The organism is Paenibacillus sp. Soil787, assembly GCF_001429545.1.
Lineage (GTDB): Bacteria > Bacillota > Bacilli > Paenibacillales > NBRC-103111 > Paenibacillus_E.
Genome location: NZ_LMSP01000003.1, coordinates 24,755 through 48,051, shown reverse-complemented (window position 1 = coordinate 48,051; position 23,297 = coordinate 24,755). Strand labels below are relative to the sequence as shown.

At 45.8% G+C, this 23,297-nt stretch carries 17 protein-coding genes; 16 read left to right on the top strand and 1 reads right to left on the bottom strand.

All coding sequences use genetic code 11. The features are described 5' to 3' along the window. The first annotated feature begins 3 nt into the window (after positions 1 to 3). The 8 genes from ASG93_RS06435 (at position 4) to ASG93_RS34855 (ending at position 6,309) form a co-directional block, all read left to right on the top strand. Positions 4 to 852: an ABC transporter permease gene (locus tag ASG93_RS06435; RefSeq protein ID WP_056830038.1), complete on the top strand. Its 849-nt coding sequence runs from the start codon at positions 4 to 6 to the stop codon at positions 850 to 852. Next, complete coding sequence (locus ASG93_RS06430) at positions 849 to 1,658, top strand: ABC transporter permease (protein ID WP_056830036.1); 810 nt, start codon at positions 849 to 851, stop codon at positions 1,656 to 1,658. Before ASG93_RS06435 ends, ASG93_RS06430 begins: the two co-directional genes overlap by 4 nt. Beyond that, a complete protein-coding gene (locus tag ASG93_RS06425; protein ID WP_056830034.1) occupies positions 1,655 to 2,674 on the top strand; it encodes an ABC transporter ATP-binding protein in 1,020 nt (339 codons plus the stop codon). Before ASG93_RS06430 ends, ASG93_RS06425 begins: the two co-directional genes overlap by 4 nt. Positions 2,675 to 2,684: 10 nt before the next feature. Continuing rightward, complete coding sequence (locus ASG93_RS06420; protein ID WP_056830032.1) at positions 2,685 to 3,470, top strand: DeoR/GlpR family DNA-binding transcription regulator; 786 nt, start codon at positions 2,685 to 2,687, stop codon at positions 3,468 to 3,470. 41 nt (positions 3,471 to 3,511) lie between these two features. After that, entirely contained in the window at positions 3,512 to 4,285 is a 774-nt protein-coding gene (locus ASG93_RS06415; RefSeq protein ID WP_235550759.1) for an HAD family hydrolase, read from the top strand. A 20-nt stretch (positions 4,286 to 4,305) separates the two neighbouring features. Next, positions 4,306 to 5,037 carry an MgtC/SapB family protein gene (locus ASG93_RS06410; protein WP_056830031.1) on the top strand — a complete coding sequence of 244 codons (732 nt, stop codon included), beginning with the start codon at positions 4,306 to 4,308 and terminating at the stop codon, positions 5,035 to 5,037. A 34-nt stretch (positions 5,038 to 5,071) separates the two neighbouring features. After that, positions 5,072 to 6,025 (top strand): sugar phosphate isomerase/epimerase family protein, encoded by a 954-nt coding sequence (locus ASG93_RS06405; protein WP_056830029.1) that lies wholly within the window; start codon positions 5,072 to 5,074, stop codon positions 6,023 to 6,025. 119 nt (positions 6,026 to 6,144) lie between these two features. Beyond that, entirely contained in the window at positions 6,145 to 6,309 is a 165-nt protein-coding gene (locus ASG93_RS34855; protein ID WP_156410820.1) for a hypothetical protein, read from the top strand. Between the two features lie 341 nt (positions 6,310 to 6,650). Here ASG93_RS34855 and ASG93_RS06400 read toward each other — a convergent pair whose 3' ends face one another. Next, a complete protein-coding gene (locus ASG93_RS06400; protein ID WP_056830027.1) occupies positions 6,651 to 7,409 on the bottom strand; it encodes an IclR family transcriptional regulator in 759 nt (252 codons plus the stop codon). Between the two features lie 342 nt (positions 7,410 to 7,751). On the opposite strand from ASG93_RS06400, the gene ASG93_RS06395 reads away from it, so the two are divergent. From ASG93_RS06395 to ASG93_RS06360, 8 genes are all read left to right on the top strand, one after another. Continuing rightward, complete coding sequence (locus ASG93_RS06395; protein WP_156410819.1) at positions 7,752 to 9,191, top strand: Na+/H+ antiporter NhaC family protein; 1,440 nt, start codon at positions 7,752 to 7,754, stop codon at positions 9,189 to 9,191. A gap of 27 nt (positions 9,192 to 9,218) precedes the next feature. Then, on the top strand, positions 9,219 to 10,343 hold the full coding sequence (locus ASG93_RS06390; RefSeq protein ID WP_056830025.1) for a M20 family metallopeptidase: 1,125 nt from the start codon (positions 9,219 to 9,221) through the stop codon (positions 10,341 to 10,343). 87 nt (positions 10,344 to 10,430) lie between these two features. Further along, positions 10,431 to 11,402: a formylglycine-generating enzyme family protein gene (locus tag ASG93_RS06385; protein WP_056830024.1), complete on the top strand. Its 972-nt coding sequence runs from the start codon at positions 10,431 to 10,433 to the stop codon at positions 11,400 to 11,402. A gap of 247 nt (positions 11,403 to 11,649) precedes the next feature. Further along, a complete protein-coding gene (locus tag ASG93_RS06380; RefSeq protein WP_056830022.1) occupies positions 11,650 to 17,676 on the top strand; it encodes a family 43 glycosylhydrolase in 6,027 nt (2,008 codons plus the stop codon). 201 nt (positions 17,677 to 17,877) lie between these two features. After that, the gene (locus tag ASG93_RS06375; protein WP_056830019.1) at positions 17,878 to 19,695 is read left to right on the top strand and encodes a sensor histidine kinase; all 1,818 of its coding nucleotides are present in this window, start codon (positions 17,878 to 17,880) and stop codon (positions 19,693 to 19,695) included. Then, positions 19,670 to 21,202, top strand: a complete 1,533-nt coding sequence (locus ASG93_RS06370) for a response regulator (RefSeq protein ID WP_056830017.1) — start codon at positions 19,670 to 19,672, stop codon at positions 21,200 to 21,202. Before ASG93_RS06375 ends, ASG93_RS06370 begins: the two co-directional genes overlap by 26 nt. A 22-nt stretch (positions 21,203 to 21,224) precedes the next feature. After that, positions 21,225 to 22,211: a sugar ABC transporter substrate-binding protein gene (locus tag ASG93_RS06365; protein WP_056830015.1), complete on the top strand. Its 987-nt coding sequence runs from the start codon at positions 21,225 to 21,227 to the stop codon at positions 22,209 to 22,211. A gap of 36 nt (positions 22,212 to 22,247) precedes the next feature. Beyond that, complete coding sequence (locus ASG93_RS06360) at positions 22,248 to 23,276, top strand: ABC transporter substrate-binding protein (RefSeq protein ID WP_235550758.1); 1,029 nt, start codon at positions 22,248 to 22,250, stop codon at positions 23,274 to 23,276. The last annotated feature ends 21 nt before the right edge of the window (positions 23,277 to 23,297 follow it).

Sequence of the window (23,297 nt, the reverse complement as noted above, 5' to 3'; positions counted from 1 at the left end):
CGAATGAAGTCTAGAATAACGCTATTTGCCATCACTGCGCTGCTGCCGTTTGCGCTGCTGATTATTGGTTTCGAGTTGCTGCCATTGTTAGCCATGGTACGTGACAGCTTTCTTGCTGACGATGGTATCACGTTTACGTTCATGCAGTATAAACTTGCTTTAACCAATCCTTATTATACGCGAGGAATGAGCAATAGCTTGATCATTTCTGTATATTCCAGTCTTATTGGTATGGTCATCGCGCTCTGCGCTTCGTATTCCATCACGCGAATGCCCAAGAAAATCCAGTCCGGATTGATTACGTTCTCCAATTTAACGTCCAATTTTTCGGGTGTGCCGCTTGCGTTCGCATTTATTATATTGCTCGGTAACAGCGGACTTTTTACACTCCTATTTAAAGATTGGGGATGGGACCTCGCGAAGTCGTTCGAACTGTACAGTTGGAGCGGGTTAGTGGCCGTATATGTTTATTTCCAAGTCCCTTTAGCAATCCTGCTGCTTTATCCTGCTTACTCCGGTATTCATAAGAATTGGCGTGAATCTTCCGCCTTGCTTGGGGCGTCATCCCTGCAATTTTGGCTGCGTATCGGATTACCCGTTATCACTCCCAGCATAGTTGGAACATTCAGCATCCTGTTAGCGAATGCCATGGGTGCATATGCAACGGCATATGCTTTAGTAGGAGGCAGCTATAATTTGCTTCCGATTCGAATCGGGTCCCTCGTCGCAGGGGATGTAGCCACACGACCGCAATTGGGGAGCGCTTTGGCTGTGATTCTAGGATTGATGATGATCGCGGCGATGTGGCTCAATGAACGCATGATGCGGCGGTTTAGGAGAGATTTACAATGAAGAAAAAGTGGATTCATATACTGATTATTTCTGCAACTATTCTGTATCTCTTCTTGCCCTTGGCGGCAACGTTTTTGTACTCAATCGCCAAAGAATGGCACCATACAATCATTCCGGTTTCTTATACGATGAATTGGTACGTGGATCTGTTTACGGATTTCCGATTTTTACAAGCAGTCGGCCGAACACTCCTGGTATCTTCAGTTGCTATCCTGTTAAGCGTGGTTACCGTATCGATCGCCGTGTTTGTCGTGTTCATGTATGTGCCCAAAATGGAACGTTTGCTGCAAGCTCTTGTGATGATTCCCTTCGCGGTTCCGGGTGTTGTCGCAGCCGTAGGATTGATCAAAGTATACTCTAGCGGTCCGCTTGTTTTGTCCGGGACAATCTGGATCCTGATTGGAGCGTATTACGTTCTGGTTCTTCCCTATATGTACCAAGGTATCCGAAACAATTTGCGGACGATTGACGCCAGAAAGCTCATGGAAGCCGCTGAAGTGCTTGGAGCGAGTAAAATCAAGGGATTCGCGTTTGTCGTACTGCCCAACATGGTAAACGGACTTCTTGTTTCCGCTCTATTATCGTTCTCGATCTTAATCGGCGAGTTCGTTATGGCTAATTTTCTTATTGGTGGATATTATGAAACGATTCAAATTTATTTGTTGCGACGCTTGAATGAGAACGGGCATCTGGCTAGTAGCATTGTCATATCGTACTTCCTGATGGTGTTGTTGATTTCTTGGATGACGCTGAAATTAGGAAGACGGTTCCAAAAGAAAGAAGAGATCAAGGAGAATGTGACATGAGCTATGTTCAAATCGATCAAGCATTTAAGCAATATGCGGGTTCTACTGTATTACAGGAAGTATCTCTCACCATTGAAAAAGGAGAGCTGGTTACCTTGCTGGGCCCGAGCGGCTGCGGCAAAAGCACGCTTTTGCGAAGCATAGCCGGCTTGGAAGTGCTGGATGCGGGGACGATCCTTGTAAACGGGAATAACATTTCCTTGTTGTCGCCGCAGCGCAGAAATGTGGGCATGGTTTTTCAATCCTATGCTTTGTTTCCCAATATGACCGTATTCGAAAACGTTGCATTCGGACTGAAAATGCGAAAAATGGGGCGTAAAGAGATTACCGATAAGGTGAATCATGTGATCGGGTTGGTTCATATGTCTGATAAAGCAGCCTCATATCCGCATCAACTTTCCGGAGGCCAGCAGCAGCGTGTGGCTCTTGCCCGAGCGCTGGTTACGGAACCTGATATTTTGCTCTTGGATGAACCGCTTAGCGCGCTCGATGCGAAAATTAGGAAAAGCTTGCAAACCGAATTACGCAATATTCAGCGGCAGCTCAAGATGACGATGATTTTCGTCACTCATGACCAGGAAGAAGCTATGACGATTTCAGATCGCATTTTTATTATGAACGGCGGAAAGATTGTTCAACAAGGTAAACCAGAGGAGATTTATGCCTCGCCTGAAAATGACTTTGTTGCGCGGTTTATCGGCAGCTATAACGTATTTACGGATCAGGATATTGTTAAATTATCGGGACATTGGTTAAAGTCCGGAACTTATGCAGTCCGTCCGGAAGTTATCGAGCTGCACTTGAACGATGCCGAGAAGCAAGAACCGGGACTATGGCTTGCAGGAGGTGCCGTCCAGAGTATGACCATTCGCGGGAATGTACGCCGTTACTTGATTCAGGCGCAGGATATAACCTTAACCGTTGATGAATTGAATGTTCCTCACAAACCCGTATTGGCCGAGGGACAGTTCATCCGCGTTTGGATTCCGGAAACAGAATGTATTTTATTAAAGTGAGGTGAAAGAGTTGTCGTCTATATTGGCGGAAGAACGTAAAAATGCTATTTTAGAGCGGTTACAGACACACGGAAGGGTGAATGCAGCCGATCTGGCCCAACTTTTTGATGTATCCATGGAAACGATCCGTCGTGATTTTGACATGCTGGAAAAGGATGGATTGTTGAAGCGTTTGCATGGCGGAGCCGTTAAAATCCAAACCCAGATGGAAGAACTTCCTTTTTACCAGCGAAGAAATGTATACCTTGAAGAAAAGAAGAGAGTGGCTAAAAGAGCCTCCCAATTGGTCAATGACGGAGATACAATCATCATGGGCGGAGGAACCACGATCCTTGAAATGGCGAGTTCCCTTCGCAACGTAAATAAAGTAACCATTTTGACGAATTCGGTGCCGACGGCCCATACATTAATGGATTCCTTAAACCAAGGTTTGTTCCAAGGCAAAGTGATCTTGCTTGGGGGCGAAATGAATGCGGAAAACTATTCGACAAGCGGGACCGTATGCGAAAAAATGATAGATTCATTTCGCGTGAGCAAAGCGTTCATTTCACCAGGGGGGATCTCGCTTTCAGGTATTATGGAATATACCCTGGATGATTCCTCGATTTCCGCGAAGATGATTCAGGTAGCTAAAGAAACGATCATTCTCGTGGATCATTCCAAGATCGGCGTGGAAACTTTATGCAAAGTTTCGGGTATGGATCAAATTAACGCTATCGTTTGTGATCAGAATGCTCCGCAGTCTTGGAAACCTAATCTGCAAAATATAGATTGGATCACAGCAAGCGAGGAATAATCCATACGGTTATTCATTATTGGCAACAAAGAGAAATTAGGATGGTGAGAGCACTGAAACAGATCAAAGGCATTTTATTTGATAAGGACGGAACGTTGGTCGACTTCCATTCCAGTTGGGTACAGGTAGCTACACAAATGATCGGTCGTCTTCTGGTTGACTTGGGTTTAAGCGAAGATTCGGCAGCGCGGGAAAGCTTGCTAGACGCTATCGGTTTGCACGGAAACGCGGTTGACCCGAGGGGGATTCTTGCGAGCGGTACCACCCAAGACATGTCTGATGCATTTGTTCATGTACTGCAGGACAAACAAGCAGATCCGGAGAAGCTGGCAGGTTTAAAAGATTGGATGGTCGAGGAACTTTATATGTTGACCAAGTCCAATAGAGAGCATATAAAGCCTGCCGCGGATTTACCCCGTTTACTGAAACAGCTTCGCGGGCACGGCTTAAAAATAGGCGTGGCAACGGCTGACGATCAGGAGTCGACGTTGTTTTTTCTGAAAAAAATGGGTATAGCCCCTTATTTTGATTTCATCGGCACATCGGATTTCTATGAGAAAAAACCGAGCCCAAGCATGCTTCAGGCATTTTGCGAGGTGGGTGGTATCCTTGTCGAAGAGGTAGCCGTTGTAGGGGATACCGTCGTGGATCTGCAATTTGCCAAAAACGGTTCTGCAGGCTTGGCAATCGGCGTTCTCTCTGGCGTAAGCGGATCATCCGAGCTGAAAGAGTTGTCTACTATTTTGTTGCCATCCGTTGGTGACATCGTTATGGAGAACGGTCGTTTGGTCTGGGAACGTGACGACAAACATTGAAATCAAAGGAATGATGGACTATGCCTCTTGCATTTGATCCGAAAGTTTGGCAGATCGATTACTTAGAATTAACGATTCGGTTGATTCTAGCCCTAATTCTGGGGGGATTGATTGGATTAGAGCGAGAGTTTGGTGGGCACCCGGCAGGGCTTCGAACGCATATCCTTGTTTGCTTGGGGGCCGCGGTTATCGTTTTGTTGTCGATGTATGGATTTTCCCAATTTGCCCAGGAGCCTAACGTAAGAATGGACCCATCCCGTTTGGCGGCTCAAGTCATAAGCGGCATTGGATTTCTTGGTGCAGGCACCATTATGAGAACTGGCTTGGGCATATCGGGTTTGACGACGGCTGCATCGCTTTGGGTCGTTGCATCGATCGGCCTGGCGATCGGCGCCGGATTTTATTACGGGGCGATACTCACGACCGTACTTGTGCTCATCAGCCTGTTATTCCTGAATAAATTAGAAAAAACATTTGTCAAGGCTAAACTCCATAGGCACATTCTACTCAAAATTCAGGAAGATTCGTCCAACTTAAATCATATCGTTACCAAATTAAACAAATATAGCATCCAAATCCATAAGCTAACGATCGAGAATAATGATGGTCTGCAATCGCCCAACAATTGCAGTTATCTCTTTATGCGGATGAGGGTGGTTGTAAGAAAACCAGGACGGTTTGAAGAAGCGTTGATCGCCCTCTCAACGATTGATGGTGTTCTGGGCGTTGAGACCGGCGGAGATTCATTATGAAAGCGGCAGGTATGCTGCCATTGGAGGAGAAGTCATGAAAATCGGATTGGAAACCGAAAGCTTTCACTTGCAGTTTATTTCCGGTCGGATGGATATCTTTCAATTTATCCGCAAAACAGCCGAATTGGGATTAGACGGAGTCATGATCAATATTGTTCGGTGGCCGGGATTACCCGGGTGGGGGACTCTCGAATCTTTCGAACCGGAATATTTAATGAGAGTAAGAGATGAAATTCGGAAATACGGATTTTTTGCCGAAATCGATACGAACGGGACAGACCCGGGGCATTTAACTCAAGTCATCGAAGCTGCTCATCAAATAGGGGCGGATGTCATTCGGACTTATTGTTGTTTTGGCAAATATGACGCCGAAAGATTGAGAAGAGCGCCTGAAGATATTAAACGGCTTGTCCCTTTATTGAAAAAATATCGAATCAGGCTGGCCGTAGAAAACCATGAGGAAGAGATAACGGATGAGATTATTCAAATCATTAAAGAAGTGGGCAGTCCTTGGGTAGGTGCGCATTGCGATATCGGAAACGGGATGATGGCATGGGAAGATCCGGTGGAGGCTGTCCGCAAATTGGCACCTTACGCAAACACCACTCATTTTAAAGATCATATCGTCGTTCATGACGGTGAAGATTACAGAGTATGCGGAGTTCCGGCAGGAACAGGGAATATCGATTTGGAACAATGCTTCAAGATTCTTGTCGAGGAATCAACCTTAACCCGAATCAATGTGGAAATGTGCTTTCCTTACGCCATATTTTTCAAAAGAGAACCGGGAACTGGCGGCGTATTTCAAGTCGGCGAAGGAGCATTTAAAGTTGAAAGGCCACCTTATGAATTAGATATCATTAAACCGCTGGATTATTATTATCCTCCGGCACATCTTATGGATAAAATGATTGAAGATCAAGAAAAAGGTGTGGAACAATCCGTTAAGTATACACTGGCATTAAGAGATAAATATTGCCGATATTAATTCTGAACCGCGGGCAAAGGTTTACCTCAAAAAGGAATTATATTAAAAAAGTAGCTTGTTGTGAATATTAAATATGTGCTGTTTTCCAGTACAAATAAATATTGAAAAAGGAGTCCCAAATGACTACACAACAATCGAATCAAGCAAACAATCAAGCTAGTAATGCAGTATCACAGTCTCAACCAGCTAGCAATCAAGCAGCCACCTCAGCTAAAAATGAAGCAACACAAGCTCAAACTACTGGTTCTACGACTATTTCTGAGCAAGAGCAAGAAAAGGAATAAGAGAATTCGGTGAATTCCCTGAAGTCCGCATAAAAAAGCCAAAAAGCTACCGGGGTTTAGTTGGTGGATGTCGGATGAAACGAACATTGTTATAATCAAGTCCGCGTAAATCGCGGGCTTTTTTAGCGTGCGCCTCACAACAGTCTGGAGGATAAAACTTGGATGAGTATGCGCGAGAGAAAAAAAACTACGACTGACCAATCAACATACAGCTGTTGAAATAACGGCGCTGAAGTCCGTAAGCTCGGAATCATCGCTCCAAATAGGCAGCTATCAATTTATATACAAACAAAAAAAAGCGCGCTCCGAAAAAATCGGAATGCCTTTTTGATGATGATCACTTAATGTCCACGATAGCCTAGTTGAGCTGATAAATCTCTTGTTGTCGATAATACATTTTCAATAAATTTGTCGCGCATAGGGAGAACCCGGTCCGATGGACCGACGATACTGATCGACGCATTCACGGCTCCGTTCGATTCATAAATCGGCGCCGCAACTCCGGTAACCCCTTCGTTTTTGAGATTCGAACTTGTTTCATAACCATTCTTACGAATTGCTTCTAGACGCTCTTCAATTTCCGAAGGGCTATTCATCGAATATGGTGTATACATCTGGATATGACCACCAAGAACGCTTTTGATCAGGGAATTATCTTGAAAAGCCAAAATGACCCTGGAGGCCGATGAAGCGTAAAGGGGGAAACGTTGGAACGTTTCGACGTTGAATCTGATCGGATGAGGCGAGTCTATTTTATATACATAAATTGCATCGTGATCTTCTCGAACGCAGAGACTGACAAGCTCTTGCGTCGTTGACGCAAGGTTGTGCAGATACGGCTTGGCGAAATCCGTTATATTATGATTGCGAAGCACTTTATTACCAAGCTCAAGCAGCGTGTAGCCAAGCGAGTATTGTTTATTGACAGGATTCCTCTTAATGAATCCTTCGCTTTCCAGCGTCATGAGCAACTTGTGAACAGCACCCTTTGAAAGCTTGAGCTGCCGGCTTAATTCACTGACGCCCAGCTCTTTTTCCGAATCGAGAAACGTTTTAAGCAGCCTGCAGCTGTTCTTAACGGAAGAAAGGTGATTGTCCATCGCATTCATCGCTCCTTATTGGACATACGTTTGTGGTGCATAGTTTACCATAAACCTTTATTTTTTCCTAGTTGTAGCGCAGTGTGATGAATGAAAATGAGAAGAAATAGGTAAAAAAATGGTTGCAAGTAAATGCAGTATCATGTTAGTATTTTTTTAGGTTCACATATAGGAATCAGTGTTCACATATAGAGAACAATGTAAGATTAACGAGGAGGGTTTATTCGTATGAAGAATTTAGGCGTACTTATTTCCATCACAGCACTATCTGGGCGTTGATTTCTGGATGCGCTTCCAACACGGATAAATGAAAAAAATCAAGGTACGGGAGGACACAACGTAATGGAACAATCAACTATGAAAGAGACGACTCAAGAGAAAAAAGCGAAAAAAAGGAGATTTGCTCAGCCTGACGCTTACGTTCTACTATTTTTTGTTGCATTGATCTGCGCTATTGCTACCTACATTTTACCAGCGGGAGTCTTCAAGACGGTAAAAAAAGGAGATATCACCGTAACGGTTCCGGGAAGCTATCATGCCGTTGCTGCAAATCATACTAGTTTCGTAGACTTCTTTACCGCGATCCAAACTGGAATGGTTAAAGGCGCACCACTTATTTTCCTTATTCTTTTTACCAGCGGTGCTTTAGCTGTAATTGAGAAATCAGGCGCGATCGATGCGTTTCTGAAGTCGACGATTACTCGATTCAGTAATCGGTTGCTGCTTTTAATCATCCCTGTAGGTTTGGTATTTTCTGTTTTAGGAACGACCGGGATTGTTGTCAATTCTGTCATTGCCTTTATTCCTTTAGGATTAGTCATTGCACGAGGATTAAAGCTGGATCCCGTTTTCGGTGCTGCACTTATCTATCTAGGAACCTATGCCGGATGGAATGTACCAGTGTTTGCCCCTCAAACGCTTGGGCTGTCCCAGCGTATAGCGGAACTTCCGCTTTTCTCTGGTATCGGTTATCGGATAGTGATATATGTAACGATTCTAGTTGTTACGCTTCTCTATATTTACTGGTATGCGCGCAAAATTCGAAAAGATCCAACGAAAAGTATCCTGGGCACAGACTGGCTCAGTGATACGGTCAAAGGCAATGATGCTGGATTAGACAGTAAAACAACCGTTACCCTACAGCAAAAATTCATATTATCGTTTGCGGGATTATCCCTTCTGGGTTTTATGATTTTCTCCCAAAAATTTAAATGGACAGAAAACGAAATGGCCGGTCTCTTTATTTTTATTGCCATCGGCTGCGGTATGATCGCAAGAATGCGTGCAAATGAAATCGCCACCACGTTCATTCATGGCTGTAAGCAAATGGTCTATGGAGCTCTAATTGTGGGCATGGCCAGAGCAGTGGGCATCATCCTGGATGATGCCAAAATTTTGGATACCATCATTAATGCGCTCGCGGCAGTGTTAGCTCCGTTGTCCCCTATGACGGCTTCGATTGGAATGTTTTTCGGAAGTGCTGCTCTTCACTTTTTGATCTCTTCCGGTTCAGGGGAATCTACAGTATTAATGCCTATTCTTGTTCCTTTGGCCGATTTGTTGCATATTACGCGCCAAGTAGCTGTCCAGGCTGTCATGTTTGGGGAAGGATTCGTCAATACGATCAACCCGACATCCGGTGTAATGATGGGTGTACTCGCGACGAGCGGCATCTCCTATGGAAAATGGCTGAAATTCATGCTTCCATTAACGGCTGTTTGGTTTATTCTCGGAATTATTTTCATCATTGTCGGTGTGATGATGAACTGGGGACCTTTCTAATTACTCACAACAAGGGGACTTTACTAGATGGATAAAGTATTAGAATATTTAAAACAACACCAGGAAGAGATGCTGGAGGATCTAAAAACGCTTGTGCTGGCCGAATCTCCCACTCGTTCGAAAGAACGCGTAGATCAATGTGGAGTAGAAATTCAAAATCTTTTTAAGAAGCACCTTCACCTTGATTCGGAAGTGATTCCTCAAGAGCATGCGGGGAACCATCTGCGATTTCATTATGGAACGGGCGATGAGCAAATCTTAATCCTAGGGCATTTTGACACGGTTTGGGATCTGGGAAGACTGTCTTACCGGGTGGAAGGAAACAGAGCGTATGGACCGGGCATCTTGGATATGAAGGCGGGAATCATCCAAGCTCTGTGGGCGGTTAAAGCTTGCCGTGAGCTAGAGATTTCCTTAAATAAGAGAATTGTTTTATTATGCACCAGTGATGAAGAGGTAGGAAGCAGTTCGTCCCGGGAACTGATCGAGCGGGAAGCTGCACAGAGCCGGGTTGTGCTCGTTCCGGAACCGGCAGCGGCGCGGACAGGTGCACTGAAAACGTCCCGCAAGGGGGTTGGCCGATTTGGAATCAAGATCATGGGAAAGGCAGCGCATGCGGGGAATCATCATCAGGATGGAATCAGCGCGGTACAGGAAATGGCTCATCTCATTTTATTCCTGCATTCGCTCACCGACTATGAGTTGGGGACAACACTAAATGTAGGCGTGGTACGAGGAGGAAGCACAGAAAATGTGGTAGCTGAACAGGCGGAACTGGGTGTGGATCTGCGAATAAGCCAAATTAGCGAGGGAGAACGGATTTCGAAAATCATTTATGGGTTGAAGCCGCATTCAGAAGGAATTACCCTGCACGTTTCCGGGGGAGTCAACCGCCCGCCGATGGAAAGATCAGTGGGGAATGAAAAGTTGTTCCGTTTAGCCGCTGCATGCTCATCTGAATTAGGGTTTTCCTTGACAGAGGAAGCCGCGGGTGGGGGGAGTGATGGGAATTTCACAACCGCTTTAGGCATTCCGACATTGGACGGGTTGGGCGCTGTGGGTGAAGGCATCCATGCTGAAAACGAACATGTTGAAATCGACCAACTTCCTGTTAGGGCTGCACTGATGGCGGGTCTTCTTCGCAAACTATGATTATACAATAACAATGCAAGTGCCGTGGGGTGCTTGCATTGTTTTTGGGTTAGTTAATTTTACATAAAAGTAAAGGGGCGATCTCCAATAGATACCAATAAACCATCATGCTGCTCAGCAAGTCGTAGCGCTATTCATCAAACTGACGCAAGTCCAAAGCGTTTAGTGGATCTTTCACAGGCACAAGCAACGTCAAATTGCCAAAATGAAAATATGATTTATATACCAGGTGGGAAGTTTTTAATGGGGACTGATGATCAAGAAGGATTCCCATCTGATGGTGAGGGGCCTGTCAGAGAAATTTCTGTTAACCCTTTTTACATTGATGTTACGACGATAACGAATGAAGAATTCAAGAGATTTGTTGATGATACAGGCTTTCAAACAGAAGCTGAAACCTTTGGTTGGTCCTATGTTTTTCATCTTTTTGTTTCTGAAATAACTGCAGTGCAAGTAAAAAAATCGGCACAACAAACACCATGGTGGTGGGTGGTTCATGGTGCTGACTGGCTTCATCCCGAAGGTCCTGATTCAGGGATCCAAGATCGGATGGACCATCCGGTCATCCATGTATCCTGGAATGATGCATTTGCGTATTGCCGATGGGCTGGGAAAAGACTATTAACAGAGGCTGAATGGGAGTTTGCTGCTCGCGGCGGACTGGTGCAGAAGAGATACCCTTGGGGTGATATATTGAAGCCAGGCGGACGGCATATGTGTAATATTTGGCAAGGAAAGTTCCCAGAGAAAAATCATGCTAGTGATGGGTATGCGGGCACCGCGCCTGCCAGATCCTTTGAACGAAACGGATACGGTCTTTACAATGTAGCTGGTAATGTATGGGAATGGTGCTCGGATTGGTTTAGCCCTACCTATCATATCAATGGCGCAAAGGATAACCCCACTGGCCCTCCAGCTGGAGACAACAGGGTTCTAAGGGGAGGTTCGTACTTGTGCCATGCCTCCTATTGCAATCGATATCGTGTGGCGGCACGGAGTAAGAATACACCTGACAGTTCTGCGGGAAATATAGGTTTTCGTTGTGCTGCTGATGCTTAGCATAGTTAAATTACAATTTATTGGGTATTTGTTATACTTTTTTTTTCTTGCAAACAACCCAAAAAACTATAATAAATGCAAATGAAATTCTATTTTTTTTCTGGATGTAAGCGCTATAATTATTGGTGTTGCTGATAATTCTACAAGGGAGAGTGGACTGTAATTAAGCGGAAGCGGTGCCTGATATCAATAATTTATTGTATGGACACCAATGTTTGCAAGCATCTTAAGAAGGAGGAATAACAAATTGGGAAATCGGATTCTTTCTCGGGTTCTGCTGGTCGCCATGTTAGCTGGGATGTTGAATGGAATGTTTGTGTCCAAGGCATCTGCTGCTATAGATGCAAGTTTGTTGTTATGGTACAAATTTAGTGAGGGAAGCGGTTCAGTAGTAGCTGATTCATCGGGCAACGGCCACGGCGGTACTTTGAACGGAACCTACAATTGGACAAACGGACCGGATGGATCCGGTGCAATTTCTTTGGATGGAAGCAGCGGCTTCGTGCAAATGCCAAATTCAATTCTGAGTGGGCTAACAAGTATTACAGTGGCAACTAATGTATACGTTGACAATGTGAACGCCAACCCATCTTGGATCTTCACTTTCGGCTCTTCGACAAATCCTGGCAGCGATGCGAATGCCCACTATCTTGGTTTCTTGTTGGGTTCAGCTAATTACAGAACGATGCTTACAACAACTCATTGGGTAAATGAACAAAGTACAAGCGTATCGGCGCCATTCCCTAAAGGGGCATGGAAGCACGTTGCCTATACTCAAACCGGTACAATAGGAACTCTGTACGTAGATGGGGTTCAGGTAGCTCAAAATTCCAATGTAGCTTATACGCCAGCTCAGATGGAGTCCACGATCGCAAACTATATTGGCAAACCGGCCTATACACTTGATAAATATTTCAAAGGGAAAATATCGGATTTTCGGCTCTACAACCGCGCTTTAAGTGCCTCCGAAGTCCAAGGTTTGGCCAGCGGCAGTGACATGGGCAGTGTTGCCCAGGATAAGGCAGCTTTGTCATTAGGTGATACTAGTGGGCTAATCAGTAATCTGACATTGCCCTCAACCGGCACATATGGAAGTACCCTTACATGGAGTTCTAGTGACGTTAGCGTAATCACGAATACAGGTGTGATCACTCCTGGCTCTGTAGACAAAACGGCCATACTTACAGCAACCATCACGAAAGGAGCAGCTTCGGATACTAAAACCTTCAATGTCCTCGTGAAAAACAATATAACTGCTGCTAACCAATTGCTAGTAGATGAGGCAGCCAAAATAGCCATACCTGATGCAAAGGCTGTTCGCGGTAATATTACTTTACCAACGACGAGTAGTAGCGGGGTGACAATTGCATGGACAAGTGACAGACCTGATGTAATCAATACAAATGAAATCACCAATGTTAATTATGACAATACACCTCCGGGTGTTGTAACAAGACAAACTACCGATACACCGGTAAATTTAACAGCAACCCTCTCTTATAATGGCCAAACTTATCAGAAGACTATACCTGTTACCGTAAAAGCAAAACCGAAGACATTAACTGCTTCGGATATGAAAGCCTATATGTTCGCTTATTTTACTGGTGAAAGTTCCACAGGCGAACAAACTTATTTTGCAACCAGCAAAGACGGCTTGAACTGGCAAGACTTGAATGATTTAAACCCTGTATTGACTTCAGACGTAGGGACAAAGGGAGTTCGTGACCAATACATTTTCCGTTCGGCTGAAGGTGATAAATTCTACATGCTAGCAACAGATTTAAGAATTGCGAGTGGAGCAGGTTGGGGTGCAGCCTCAACGGCAGGGAGCAAGAACCTCGTTATTTGGGAATCAACGGATTTAGTCAACTGGTCCAGTCCAAGACTGATCAATATTGGACTTCCTAATTCCGGATTTACATGGGCCCCTGAGGCGATTTATGACGATAAGACTGGTGAATATGTGCTGTATTGGGCTTCAAACCCGATGAATGCAAGTGGAACTTTTGATACGCCGAATGTTTATTATGTGAAGACAAGGGATTTCCAAACTTTCTCACAACCGACCTTATATATTCATCGGACGGGAACCAAGGGAATAATAGATGCAGATATTCTTAAAACAGATAGCACATATAACTATCACCGCGTTTCAGTTTCAGATGGTCAGATCTTGATTGAAGGAAGCAATCAATTACTTCATAGTACGTGGGATGTAATTGGAACGCTTCAATCTGTAGGAAAGACCAATAGCGATGTGGAAGCGCCTCAAATCATTAAGTTCAATGACAGGAATGAATATGCCATCATTGCGGACCAGTATGCGACAGGAAAAGGTTATCTTCCCGTACTAACGAATGATCTATCCGCCCCGTCGACGTATCATATACCGGATTCTTCTCAATACTGGTTTGGCGTTAATTTGAAGAGACACGGCGAAGTAATGAGTGTCACCCAAGATGAATACGATGCTGTGATGGCAAAATGGGGAGATGTGCCGAATAAGCCTAATGAACAGCTGCAGCAAAATCCTATTCTGGCATACAACTTTGATGAAACCAGCACGAACGGTACGATAAAAGATATTTCGGGTAACAATTATACGGGTACTTTAAACGGTAATGCGAAATATGTGACTGACTCAGAGAAGAATTCGCAAGTGTTGTATTTGGACGGAACAAATGGCACGTTCGCAGCCTTGCCGAAAGGGTTCTTTGACGGCAGAGATACGGTGTCCATCTCGATGGACGTGAAGCCGGTGAACGCTTCCGGCAATTTCTTTACTTTCGGAATTGGCAAGAGCACGACGAAATACATGTTCTTGAAAACGATGGATACCCAAATTCGTAATGCCATTACCATGGGATCCTATTGGAGTGAGGAAGAGGCTAAACAGGCAACAAGCTCAATAGCAAACAAGTGGATAAATATCAAACTTGTACTTACGCCTACGACAATGACAATTTATAAAGATAACAAGCTGTTTGCACAAAACAACAATGTCCATGTTCCGATGTCCTATTTAGGCAAAGATTTACTCGCCTACTTGGGAAAATCCTTTTATTCGGGAGATGCTTATTTTAAAGGATATTTCGACAATGTAAAAGTCTATAATCGGGCGCTTACCCCGGCTGAAATTGGGGATAACGGAAGTTCCGTAACGGCAGTATCATTGAACAAGTCGCTAGCTCATTTGGAGGTCGGGCAAACCGACACGCTGATCGCGATGATAACGCCAGGCAGCGCTGCTAATAAAGGAGTTACTTTTACTTCTAGCAACGGTTCCGTCGTTGTTTCTAGCAGCATGTACGATCCGCAGAAAGGGACGACTAGTGTTACAATAACGGGAGCTTCCGAAGGAAGTGCCATCATAAAAGCGACGACAGCAGACGGTGCCCAAACGGCGGTTTGCACGGTTTATGTGAGCGGTCCCCATACAGATGGTTTGAAACTGTGGTATAAGTTTGATGAAACAAGCGGGACAGCGGCAGTCGACTCTTCAGGAAACGGCTATAACGGTACTTACGAAAATACACCGGCGTGGGGTACGGGCTTGGGCAACGGCTCTTTTAAAATGAGCGGAGGGGTTTCTTCGCCTGATGTCAAGATTCCTGGTGGTCTTTTGAATGGTATGAATAGTATTACGATCTCTACCTTTGTAAAATGGGACAATACAGCAAACAGCAATCCATGGCAATGGCTTTACGCGCTTGGGATCAATTCAAACAAATATATATTTATGACACCTCGTAACGGTTCCAACTCGCTATATGCCGCGATTACCAATTATACCGGAACGAATTCGAACTCCGGTTATACAACCGAGCAAAAGTTCCCGGGAACAGCGTCGTTGCCAGGAACGTGGAAGCATGTTGCGCTCGTCATTGATTCGGATAATCATACGGGAACGGTATATGTAGATGGACTTCCAGTCGCTACGAATACAGATGTGACCGTCAAACCATCCGATTTATATGACGCAAGCAAGGATTATTCCGGTTACATCGGAAAGTCGTTCTATCCGGGGGACCCTTATTTCTCAGGAGAAGTGGATGACTTCCGCATATACAATAGGGCACTGAGCGGTGCTGAAGTGGCCGATCTGGCGGGTCCGTTAATGATTACAACCAGTATTCTTAAAGTAACGCTGCCCGAACTCAAATATAATGCCTCTATAGACAACGCGAATTCAAAGATTACATTGGCGTTAAAACCTGGAAGCAACATAATGAGTATAGCTCCGGTCTTCGATTTGCCAAGCGGTACGACCATAAGCCCGGCATCGGGTACGTCGCAGGATTTCACGAATCCAGTTACTTATACGGTAACCGGCCTGGACGGAAGCACGCAGCAGTGGACGATAAAGGCTGTAATTGCCAATAATCCAGTACTTCCAGGACTGTATGCTGACCCGGAAGCGGCTGTTTTCGGTAACAAATACTATATTTACCCGACTACTGACGGGTATCCCGGCTGGTCCAGCACTTATTTTAAAGCCTTCTCCTCCGAAGACCTCATCCATTGGAAGGACGAAGGCATCATTTTCGATCTGCAGAAGGACGAAAACTGGGATGGCGTTAACCAATACGCATGGGCGCCTGCGATTGCCGAAAAGAACGGCACCTATTATTTCTATTATTGTGCGAGCTCGAATATTGGTGTTGCCACTTCCAATTCGCCGGCGGGGCCATTCAAGGATGCATTAGGCAAAGCCTTGATCGCGAAAGGCAGCTACAGCGGACAAATGATTGACCCTGCGGTGTTTAAAGATGATGATGGACAATACTATATTTACTTCGGACAGTATCCTGGCTATGTGGCTAAGCTAAACGACGACATGATTTCCTTGGCAGGTCCGGCTAAGCCACTAACGATAAGCGGTGACACTTACCACGAGGGCGGATATGTGTTCAAGCGCAACGGTATTTATTATTTAATGTGGTCTAAAAATGATACCGGCAGCGAGGATTACCAGGTCGTATATGCAACCAGCACCTCGCCAACCGGGCCATTTATAAGCAGAGGGATTATACTCCAAAAGGATTTGTCACTTGGCATCAAAGGGACCGGACATAATTCTGTTATCCAGATACCGGGCAAGGATGAATACTACATGGTGTATCACAGATTAGCAATTCCTAACGGTGACGGCAACCATCGTGAGGTAAACATCGACAAGCTGGAGTTCAATACGGACGGGTCGATCAAGCCTGTCGTACCAACTTTAGAAGGAATATCGGTGCCGGTTTATCTGTCAAGCGACTTGAGCCAGGTATCGTTAGCTGCCGACACGAACATGTTGAAGCCCGGCTATACAGCAACCACTGGGCTGACTGCAGACTTAAGCGACGGACATCAGGCCGATCTGAGCAATACTGCGGTCACCTACATCAGTTCTGACGAAACTGTGGCAGTTATAGACGGACACGGCGTCGTCACGGCTGTAAAGGAGGGCACCGTACAAGTGAAGGCGGCCGTTTCTTGGAACGGTAAAACCGTGGAGTCAAATGCGGTAATAATTACGGTCGACGGCACGCCTCCGGTAACTGCGGCAGTCGTAAATCCGACCGCACCGGACGGAGCAAACGGTTGGTTTGTTCACGATGCAACCGTCAGTCTGCAGGCGGCGGATGCCTTGACCGGGGTCGTGCAGACCGTGTACAGCCTGGATGGAGGAGTCGTCTGGATGACGTATACCGGAATGATCCAAATCCAAAACGACGGGAAGAACACGATCAATTATAAATCTTTCGATATGACGGGGAATGAAGAAGCATCACATACGCTTGTTGTCAGCATGGATCAGATGGCACCTTTGATTTCGTTGCTGACAGCTCCAAGCTACAGTGACTCCGCGTCATGGACACCACAAGTGGACGTCTCCGATGATGTTTCTGGTGTGGACATCGCCAAGACAGTCATTTTGCTTGACGGTCAAATCGTGCAGAAAGATCAGGCGATTGCGCTTTACAAACTGCCTTTGGGCGCCCATACGATTACGGTAACGGCGAGCGATATGGCAGGGAACACTGTCAGTACGAGCGCCGTCTTCCAAACGGCGACAAGCATTGACGCTCTGCAAACGCTGATCGCGAGATTTGCCGGTGACAACGCCATTGACAACAAAGGCATCGTCGAAAGTTTGAAGGCGAAGCTTGGCGGAAACAATCTCCAGAGCCTCATTGGCGAGGTTCAAGCTCAGAAAGGCAAACATATCTCGCAAGAGGCGGCAACTATTCTGCTGCGGGATGCACAAGCGCTTTCTGTAAAATAATCACTATGTAACTTAATGACTGCCGGGGCGGGATCGAATCGCTTCGGCAGTCATTATTCTTGCACGATCGTTCGTGGATACCGTGCAGAAAAAAACAACATTTTTTCGGAAGCTTTTCTATTTTTTGTAGAACGAATAGGAATTAAAATATATAATTATGTAAACGCTTTAACGTACTGGTAAAGAAACGAGGGATCCGACATGAAGCTTAACCGTTGGGTGACCTCAAGCCTGCGGACGAAAATGCTGATCATGTTTGTCATGCTGACGGCCATCCCGTTAATTGCCGTCGGCATTATCAGCTATACCAAATCTTATAATACGGTTTCCCAGCATAGCATCGCAACGACGGAACTTGTGGCTGAACATCTGAAAAATGAAATGGATGTGCTGTTTTCTGACAACCGTAAATTTCTGGATATCAGCAAAAATTCAAGTGTGCTGCGGTTTCTGCTTATTCAGAACGAGACGTATGAAGAAGCCAAAGATATTTTAAAAACGTTCAGTTTATATAGGGATACGTACAGGTTCAGCAATGGGATCACGAACATTATGCTGTTTAATCAATACGGCAAAGGCATCAGCGAGAAAAAAGGGGTATTTCAAATGGATGGGGATCCCTTCCAGTACGGTACCTTCAAAAACCTGTTAAATTATCCGGATGAAATTCTAATCCTGCCCCCCTCCGAAACGGATGGATTCAACAACTTGGATCACGCGGTGCAGGACAGCCCTTTTATCATCTCGATTGTTGCGACTGTGAAACAAGAAATTACAGATGAAGTCATCGGCTTCATGGTGATCAATCTGGATGCCACGGTGATTGAGAATTTCTGCAACAATACGAAAATGGGGGATAACGGTTTCTTTTATGTAACGGATTCTTACGGGCAGCCGATTATTGTACCGGACAAGCTGAAATCGGCGGGCCGTGCCGCAGGGCTGACGAAGCAGCAGCTCTTTGCGCCTTCAGGCAACGACATTCGCCATTTCAACAACCGGGATCAACTGGTTGTATATGCGACCTCCGATTTGACTGGCTGGAAGATCGTGGGGGAGGTTCCGCTATCCGAAGTTGTTAAAGATGCGAAGCAGATTGAGACCCTGATTTTTGTAAGTGTGGTATTTACGATCGTTTTTACGATTACGCTTTATGCTTTTATTTCTTCGAGACTGATTCGCCCGATCCGGTTCCTCAAAAATAAAATGCGTCAGGCTGCATCCGGATACCTGGAAGCTAAAGTCGGCAACGTGGGTCACGACGAGATCGCGGATTTGGGCATCAGCTTTAATACGATGCTCGATAAAATTAAAATTTTAATTGAGAACAGTATTAAAGAGCAGGAGCAAATCAAGATGGCAGAGCTTAGGACGCTGCAGGCTCAAATTAATCCGCATTTTTTATACAATACGCTCGATTCAATCATATGGCTGGCGGAAAGCAAAAAAAGCGAAGAGGTTATTGGCATTGTGAATGCGCTCGCAACCTTTTTCCGGATTAGCTTAAGCAAAGGGAAGGATTGTATCACGATTAGGGAAGAAATCGATCATATTTCAAACTATTTGACGATCCAGCAAATGCGATATCGGGATATATTGGATTACGAGATTCACATTCAAGAAGAGATACTAGCCTGTGATATATTGAAAATGACGCTGCAGCCTTTGGTTGAAAATGCGCTGTACCACGGCATCAAGAATAAGCGGGGCAAGGGCCGTATCAGGATTGACGGCGGATATGGGAAGAGCGGGAATATCGAGTTCCACGTTACGGATAATGGAGCGGGAATACCGAAGGACAAACAGGAGCAGCTCATTGCGATGCTTCAGCAGGACAGCCATCAGGCGCAGCCGCAGTCAGGCGGTTTTGGCATTATGAATGTGCATGAGCGGATTAGGCTTTATTATGGGGAGCCCTATGGACTTAAGCTGGAAAGCGATCAGGGTGTCGGCACCACGGTCATCGTAAGCATACCGGTGAGGAGAGAGTACGATGAAAAAAGTGTTGTTGGTGGATGATGAAGTACTTGTCAGAGAAGGAATACGCGACCGAATTCAGTGGGAAAAAGAAGGATTTCATTATTGCGGGGATGCTCCTGACGGTGAAATGGCTTTGCCTCTTATCGAACGGCTGTCCCCCGATATTTTGATTACAGATATTAAAATGCCTTTTATGGATGGACTGCAATTAAGCCGTATTGTGAAGGAGAAGATGCCGGGGGTTAGAATCGTAATTCTCAGCGGGCACGATGAATTCAGCTATGCCAGAGAAGCTTTGCGGATCGGTGTGGAAGAATACTGTCTGAAGCCGATCAATGCCACGGAATTGCTGGACATTCTGAAAAAGGTTTCTGACAAAATCGATCTGGACCGGCATGGTATCAAGGAGAATGAATTGCTTCGACTGCAAGCAAAAGCGAATTTGGATGTGCTCAAAGATCAGCTTGTGACTGATCTCATCTTCGGTTCCATTTCGACATCGGAAGCGATTCAGGCGGCAGAAGGCCTGGGGTTTCCGATTATCGCCAATCATTACATGGTTATTGTGCTGGAGCTTGCGCCCCAAGATGAGAACCATCCCTTATTCCTCGATCTCACAGGTGAACTAGGGGATCATCTGCGTGTCAAACGCAACAAGAAGGAGCATGTCTGGATCTTGAAAGGCGATCAGGCCGGTGTTCTGGAAAAGAGAGCTTTGCAACTTGCCCGTAATTTTAAGCACATGGAGGACAAATTATCCTGCCCCCTATATGCGGGAATAGGAAGCGTTCGTGATCGCATACAGGAAATAGCCGTATCTTTCGCCGAAGCGGAACAAAATAAAAGCTATCATCATTTTCTGAAAAACCGTCCGGCTATTTATAGGGACACACCAGGAGTAGGCGGCCATGATCGCAATAAGGTGACGAACTTCCTAAAGGTTGGGGATAGCTCGCAGATTGAACGATTCGCGCGGGAATATATCCAAGACGGCGGGGAGCTAGACGGTACGCAGCAATATTATTGGCACTACCTGATTTTGGATATGATCGCAGCTGTGACCCAGTTTATCCATGAGTCTGGCGGAGATGTAAAGTCCTTTCTGCTGCAATTGGAATCGGTGGAGGAGGCCGTGCTGATTAGCAACAGCCTGGAGGAGCTGCGGGCCTATGCCATTGCCATATTATCGTTTGGCTTTAAATACCGCGAGCAAATTACAGACAAATATGGGGAGCTGCTTATTAAAGCTAAGGATTATATCGACCGGAATTACGATAATGCGGAGATCTCATTAAACGTAGTTGCAGCCTATGTGAACGTGAGTCCAAACCATTTTAGCGGCATTTTCTCCCAGGCTGCGGGGCAAACCTTTATTGATTATTTGATTAAGACAAGGATTAACAAGGCGAAAGAACTTTTGAAAATGACCAGTGCCAGGTCTTATGAAATCGCCGCAATGGTAGGCTATAACGATCCGCATTATTTTAACGCCGTATTTAAGAAAGTTACAGGTGTCACGACGAAAGTCTTCCGTCAACAAGGTTAGTAGGGAAGGAGGTGCAGGCGGCATGAGGTCTATGAATCGAATCTTTCCTCTTCTCTTGATCTGCTGCTGTCTAGCCGGACTAACCGCAGGCTGCAATATCGAACAGGCGAGTCCGGAGCCTTCGGTTTTCGAGAAGGAGCAAGTTAGTGAAAGCGTCATTAAACCAAAACGTATGTTTGCTATTGTGTATGCCACATCTGATATTTTATATAAAGAAGTTACGAAAAAGGCGGAGAAAGTATCCCAAAGGTTAGGGGTGCAATTGATCGTCAAGGCGCCGGATGAAGCGAACGCCGAGCAGCAAATCCGGATGATGGAGAATCTGGTGAAACAGCATGTTGACGGCATTGCGATCAGTCCGGTGGATGCTGACGCTTTGACGCCATATATTAATAAGGCGGTTCAATCGGGAATCCGAGTCGTATGCTTTGACAATGACGCCCCTAAGAGTAAGAGGTTAGCCTATGTCGGGATCGACAATTATGAAGCCGGAAGCAGGCTGGCCGAGAAATTGGCGAACGATTTGGGCGGGCAGGGGATGGTGATTGCCGAGACGGGACAGTACGGGTTCTCCAGCATTCAGCAGCGTGTGGCCGGATTCAAGGATTATTTATCCAGAATGCCGGAGATTCAGCTGCTGGATATCCAAACGAACGGGGACAATTTAGATCGGGCGATCCATAATCTGGAGACGATGATCGACGCCCATCCTCATTTTGACGCCTTTGTCGGGATGGATACGCTGGCGGGTTCATCTGCGATTCTTGTATGGAAGGCGAAGGGGCTCAGCCAGATCGCATTAACGACGAATGACTTGCCTGAAATGCTCGATGGCGTCAAGAATGAACAGCTTACCGCGATCTTGTCGCTGCAGGAGGGGGTATGGGGGGACCGTATCATTAACACGCTCAATGACGCTTATGAAGGCAAAGAGGCTCAACAGCCCAGTCTCATAGAACCGATAATGATTACGAAAGAGAACTTGGGCAGCTACCAAGTGAAGCAATAGGCTGCTCGCTTTACACGATAGATCGGGGGGATCTTGTTGTTTGCCAAACGGTTAGTGATGCTGCTCATTTGTCTCACCATACTCAGCGGATGCAAGTCCGCTTCCAGCGTGGAAACGGCTCAAGCGCCGGAAGGGAGTCAACGTCCCGATACCCGGTTCGTCCCTGTACCAGACGGGAAAGAGCGGACGATTCGCTTGGGGTTCTCACAATTAGGGTCTGAAAGCCAGTGGAGAGAAGCCAATACGAGTTCCATTCAGAATGCCGCCAGGCAAGCAGGGATTGAGCTTCTATTCTCGGATGCGCAGCAGAAGCAAGAAAACCAGATTCAGGCCATACGAGATTTTATCGCGGACAAGGTGGATGTGATTGCTTTCTCTCCTGTTGTAGAGTCAGGCTGGGATCGTGTGCTGCTGGAAGCGAAGGAAGCTGGCATTCCCGTTATCGTTACAGACCGTTCCGTTGATGTATCGGATACATCCCTGTACGTGACGCTCTTGGGTTCCAATTTCGTTGAAGAGGGGCGGAAAGCGGCGAAGTACGTGCTTGACAAAATGAAGAACGTAAAAGGACCGATTCATGTAGCGGAATTGCAGGGAACGACGAATTCAGCTCCTGCATTGGATCGGAAAAAAGGCTTCGAAGAGATGATCAAGGAGAACGCCAATATAAAAATTGTCGCATCGGAATCCGGCAATTTCACCCGTGAAGAAGGAAAGATGGTGATGCAGCGTATATTCAAGCAGCATGGTTACGATATACAGGTGTTATTCGCACATAACGATGATATGGCCTTTGGCGCCATGGAAGCGATGGAAGAGGTTGGCCTTAAGCCCGGAAAGGACATCATCATTGTCTCTGTAGATGGAGGCAAGGAGGCCTTTCAAGCGATGTTGGACGGCAAGCTGAATTGTACCGTTGAATGCAATCCGCTGCTCGGTCCTATGCTGATGCAGGCCGTAAAGGAACTGGTATCCGGCAGGAATTTACCCAAACGGATCGTCGTAAGAGAAGGCGTGTTTACCCAGGGGGTTGCCGCCCGAGAGATTGGCAAGCGGAAATATTAAGAGACCGGATAAAAGCTTGGG

What these genes read in the sequence shown, in the direction of transcription:
- ASG93_RS06435 (WP_056830038.1), top strand. Translation starts at nt 4, where the DNA reads ATGAAGTCTAGAATAACGCTATTTGCCATCACTGCGCTGCTGCCGTTT.
- ASG93_RS06430 (WP_056830036.1), top strand. Translation starts at nt 849, where the DNA reads ATGAAGAAAAAGTGGATTCATATACTGATTATTTCTGCAACTATTCTG.
- ASG93_RS06425 (WP_056830034.1), top strand. Translation starts at nt 1,655, where the DNA reads ATGAGCTATGTTCAAATCGATCAAGCATTTAAGCAATATGCGGGTTCT.
- ASG93_RS06415 (WP_235550759.1), top strand. Translation starts at nt 3,512, where the DNA reads ATGGTGAGAGCACTGAAACAGATCAAAGGCATTTTATTTGATAAGGAC.
- ASG93_RS06410 (WP_056830031.1), top strand. Translation starts at nt 4,306, where the DNA reads ATGCCTCTTGCATTTGATCCGAAAGTTTGGCAGATCGATTACTTAGAA.
- ASG93_RS06405 (WP_056830029.1), top strand. Translation starts at nt 5,072, where the DNA reads ATGAAAATCGGATTGGAAACCGAAAGCTTTCACTTGCAGTTTATTTCC.
- ASG93_RS34855 (WP_156410820.1), top strand. Translation starts at nt 6,145, where the DNA reads ATGACTACACAACAATCGAATCAAGCAAACAATCAAGCTAGTAATGCA.
- ASG93_RS06400 (WP_056830027.1), bottom strand. Translation starts at nt 7,409, where the DNA reads ATGGACAATCACCTTTCTTCCGTTAAGAACAGCTGCAGGCTGCTTAAA.
- ASG93_RS06395 (WP_156410819.1), top strand. Translation starts at nt 7,752, where the DNA reads ATGGAACAATCAACTATGAAAGAGACGACTCAAGAGAAAAAAGCGAAA.
- ASG93_RS06390 (WP_056830025.1), top strand. Translation starts at nt 9,219, where the DNA reads ATGGATAAAGTATTAGAATATTTAAAACAACACCAGGAAGAGATGCTG.
- ASG93_RS06375 (WP_056830019.1), top strand. Translation starts at nt 17,878, where the DNA reads ATGAAGCTTAACCGTTGGGTGACCTCAAGCCTGCGGACGAAAATGCTG.
- ASG93_RS06370 (WP_056830017.1), top strand. Translation starts at nt 19,670, where the DNA reads ATGAAAAAAGTGTTGTTGGTGGATGATGAAGTACTTGTCAGAGAAGGA.
- ASG93_RS06365 (WP_056830015.1), top strand. Translation starts at nt 21,225, where the DNA reads ATGAGGTCTATGAATCGAATCTTTCCTCTTCTCTTGATCTGCTGCTGT.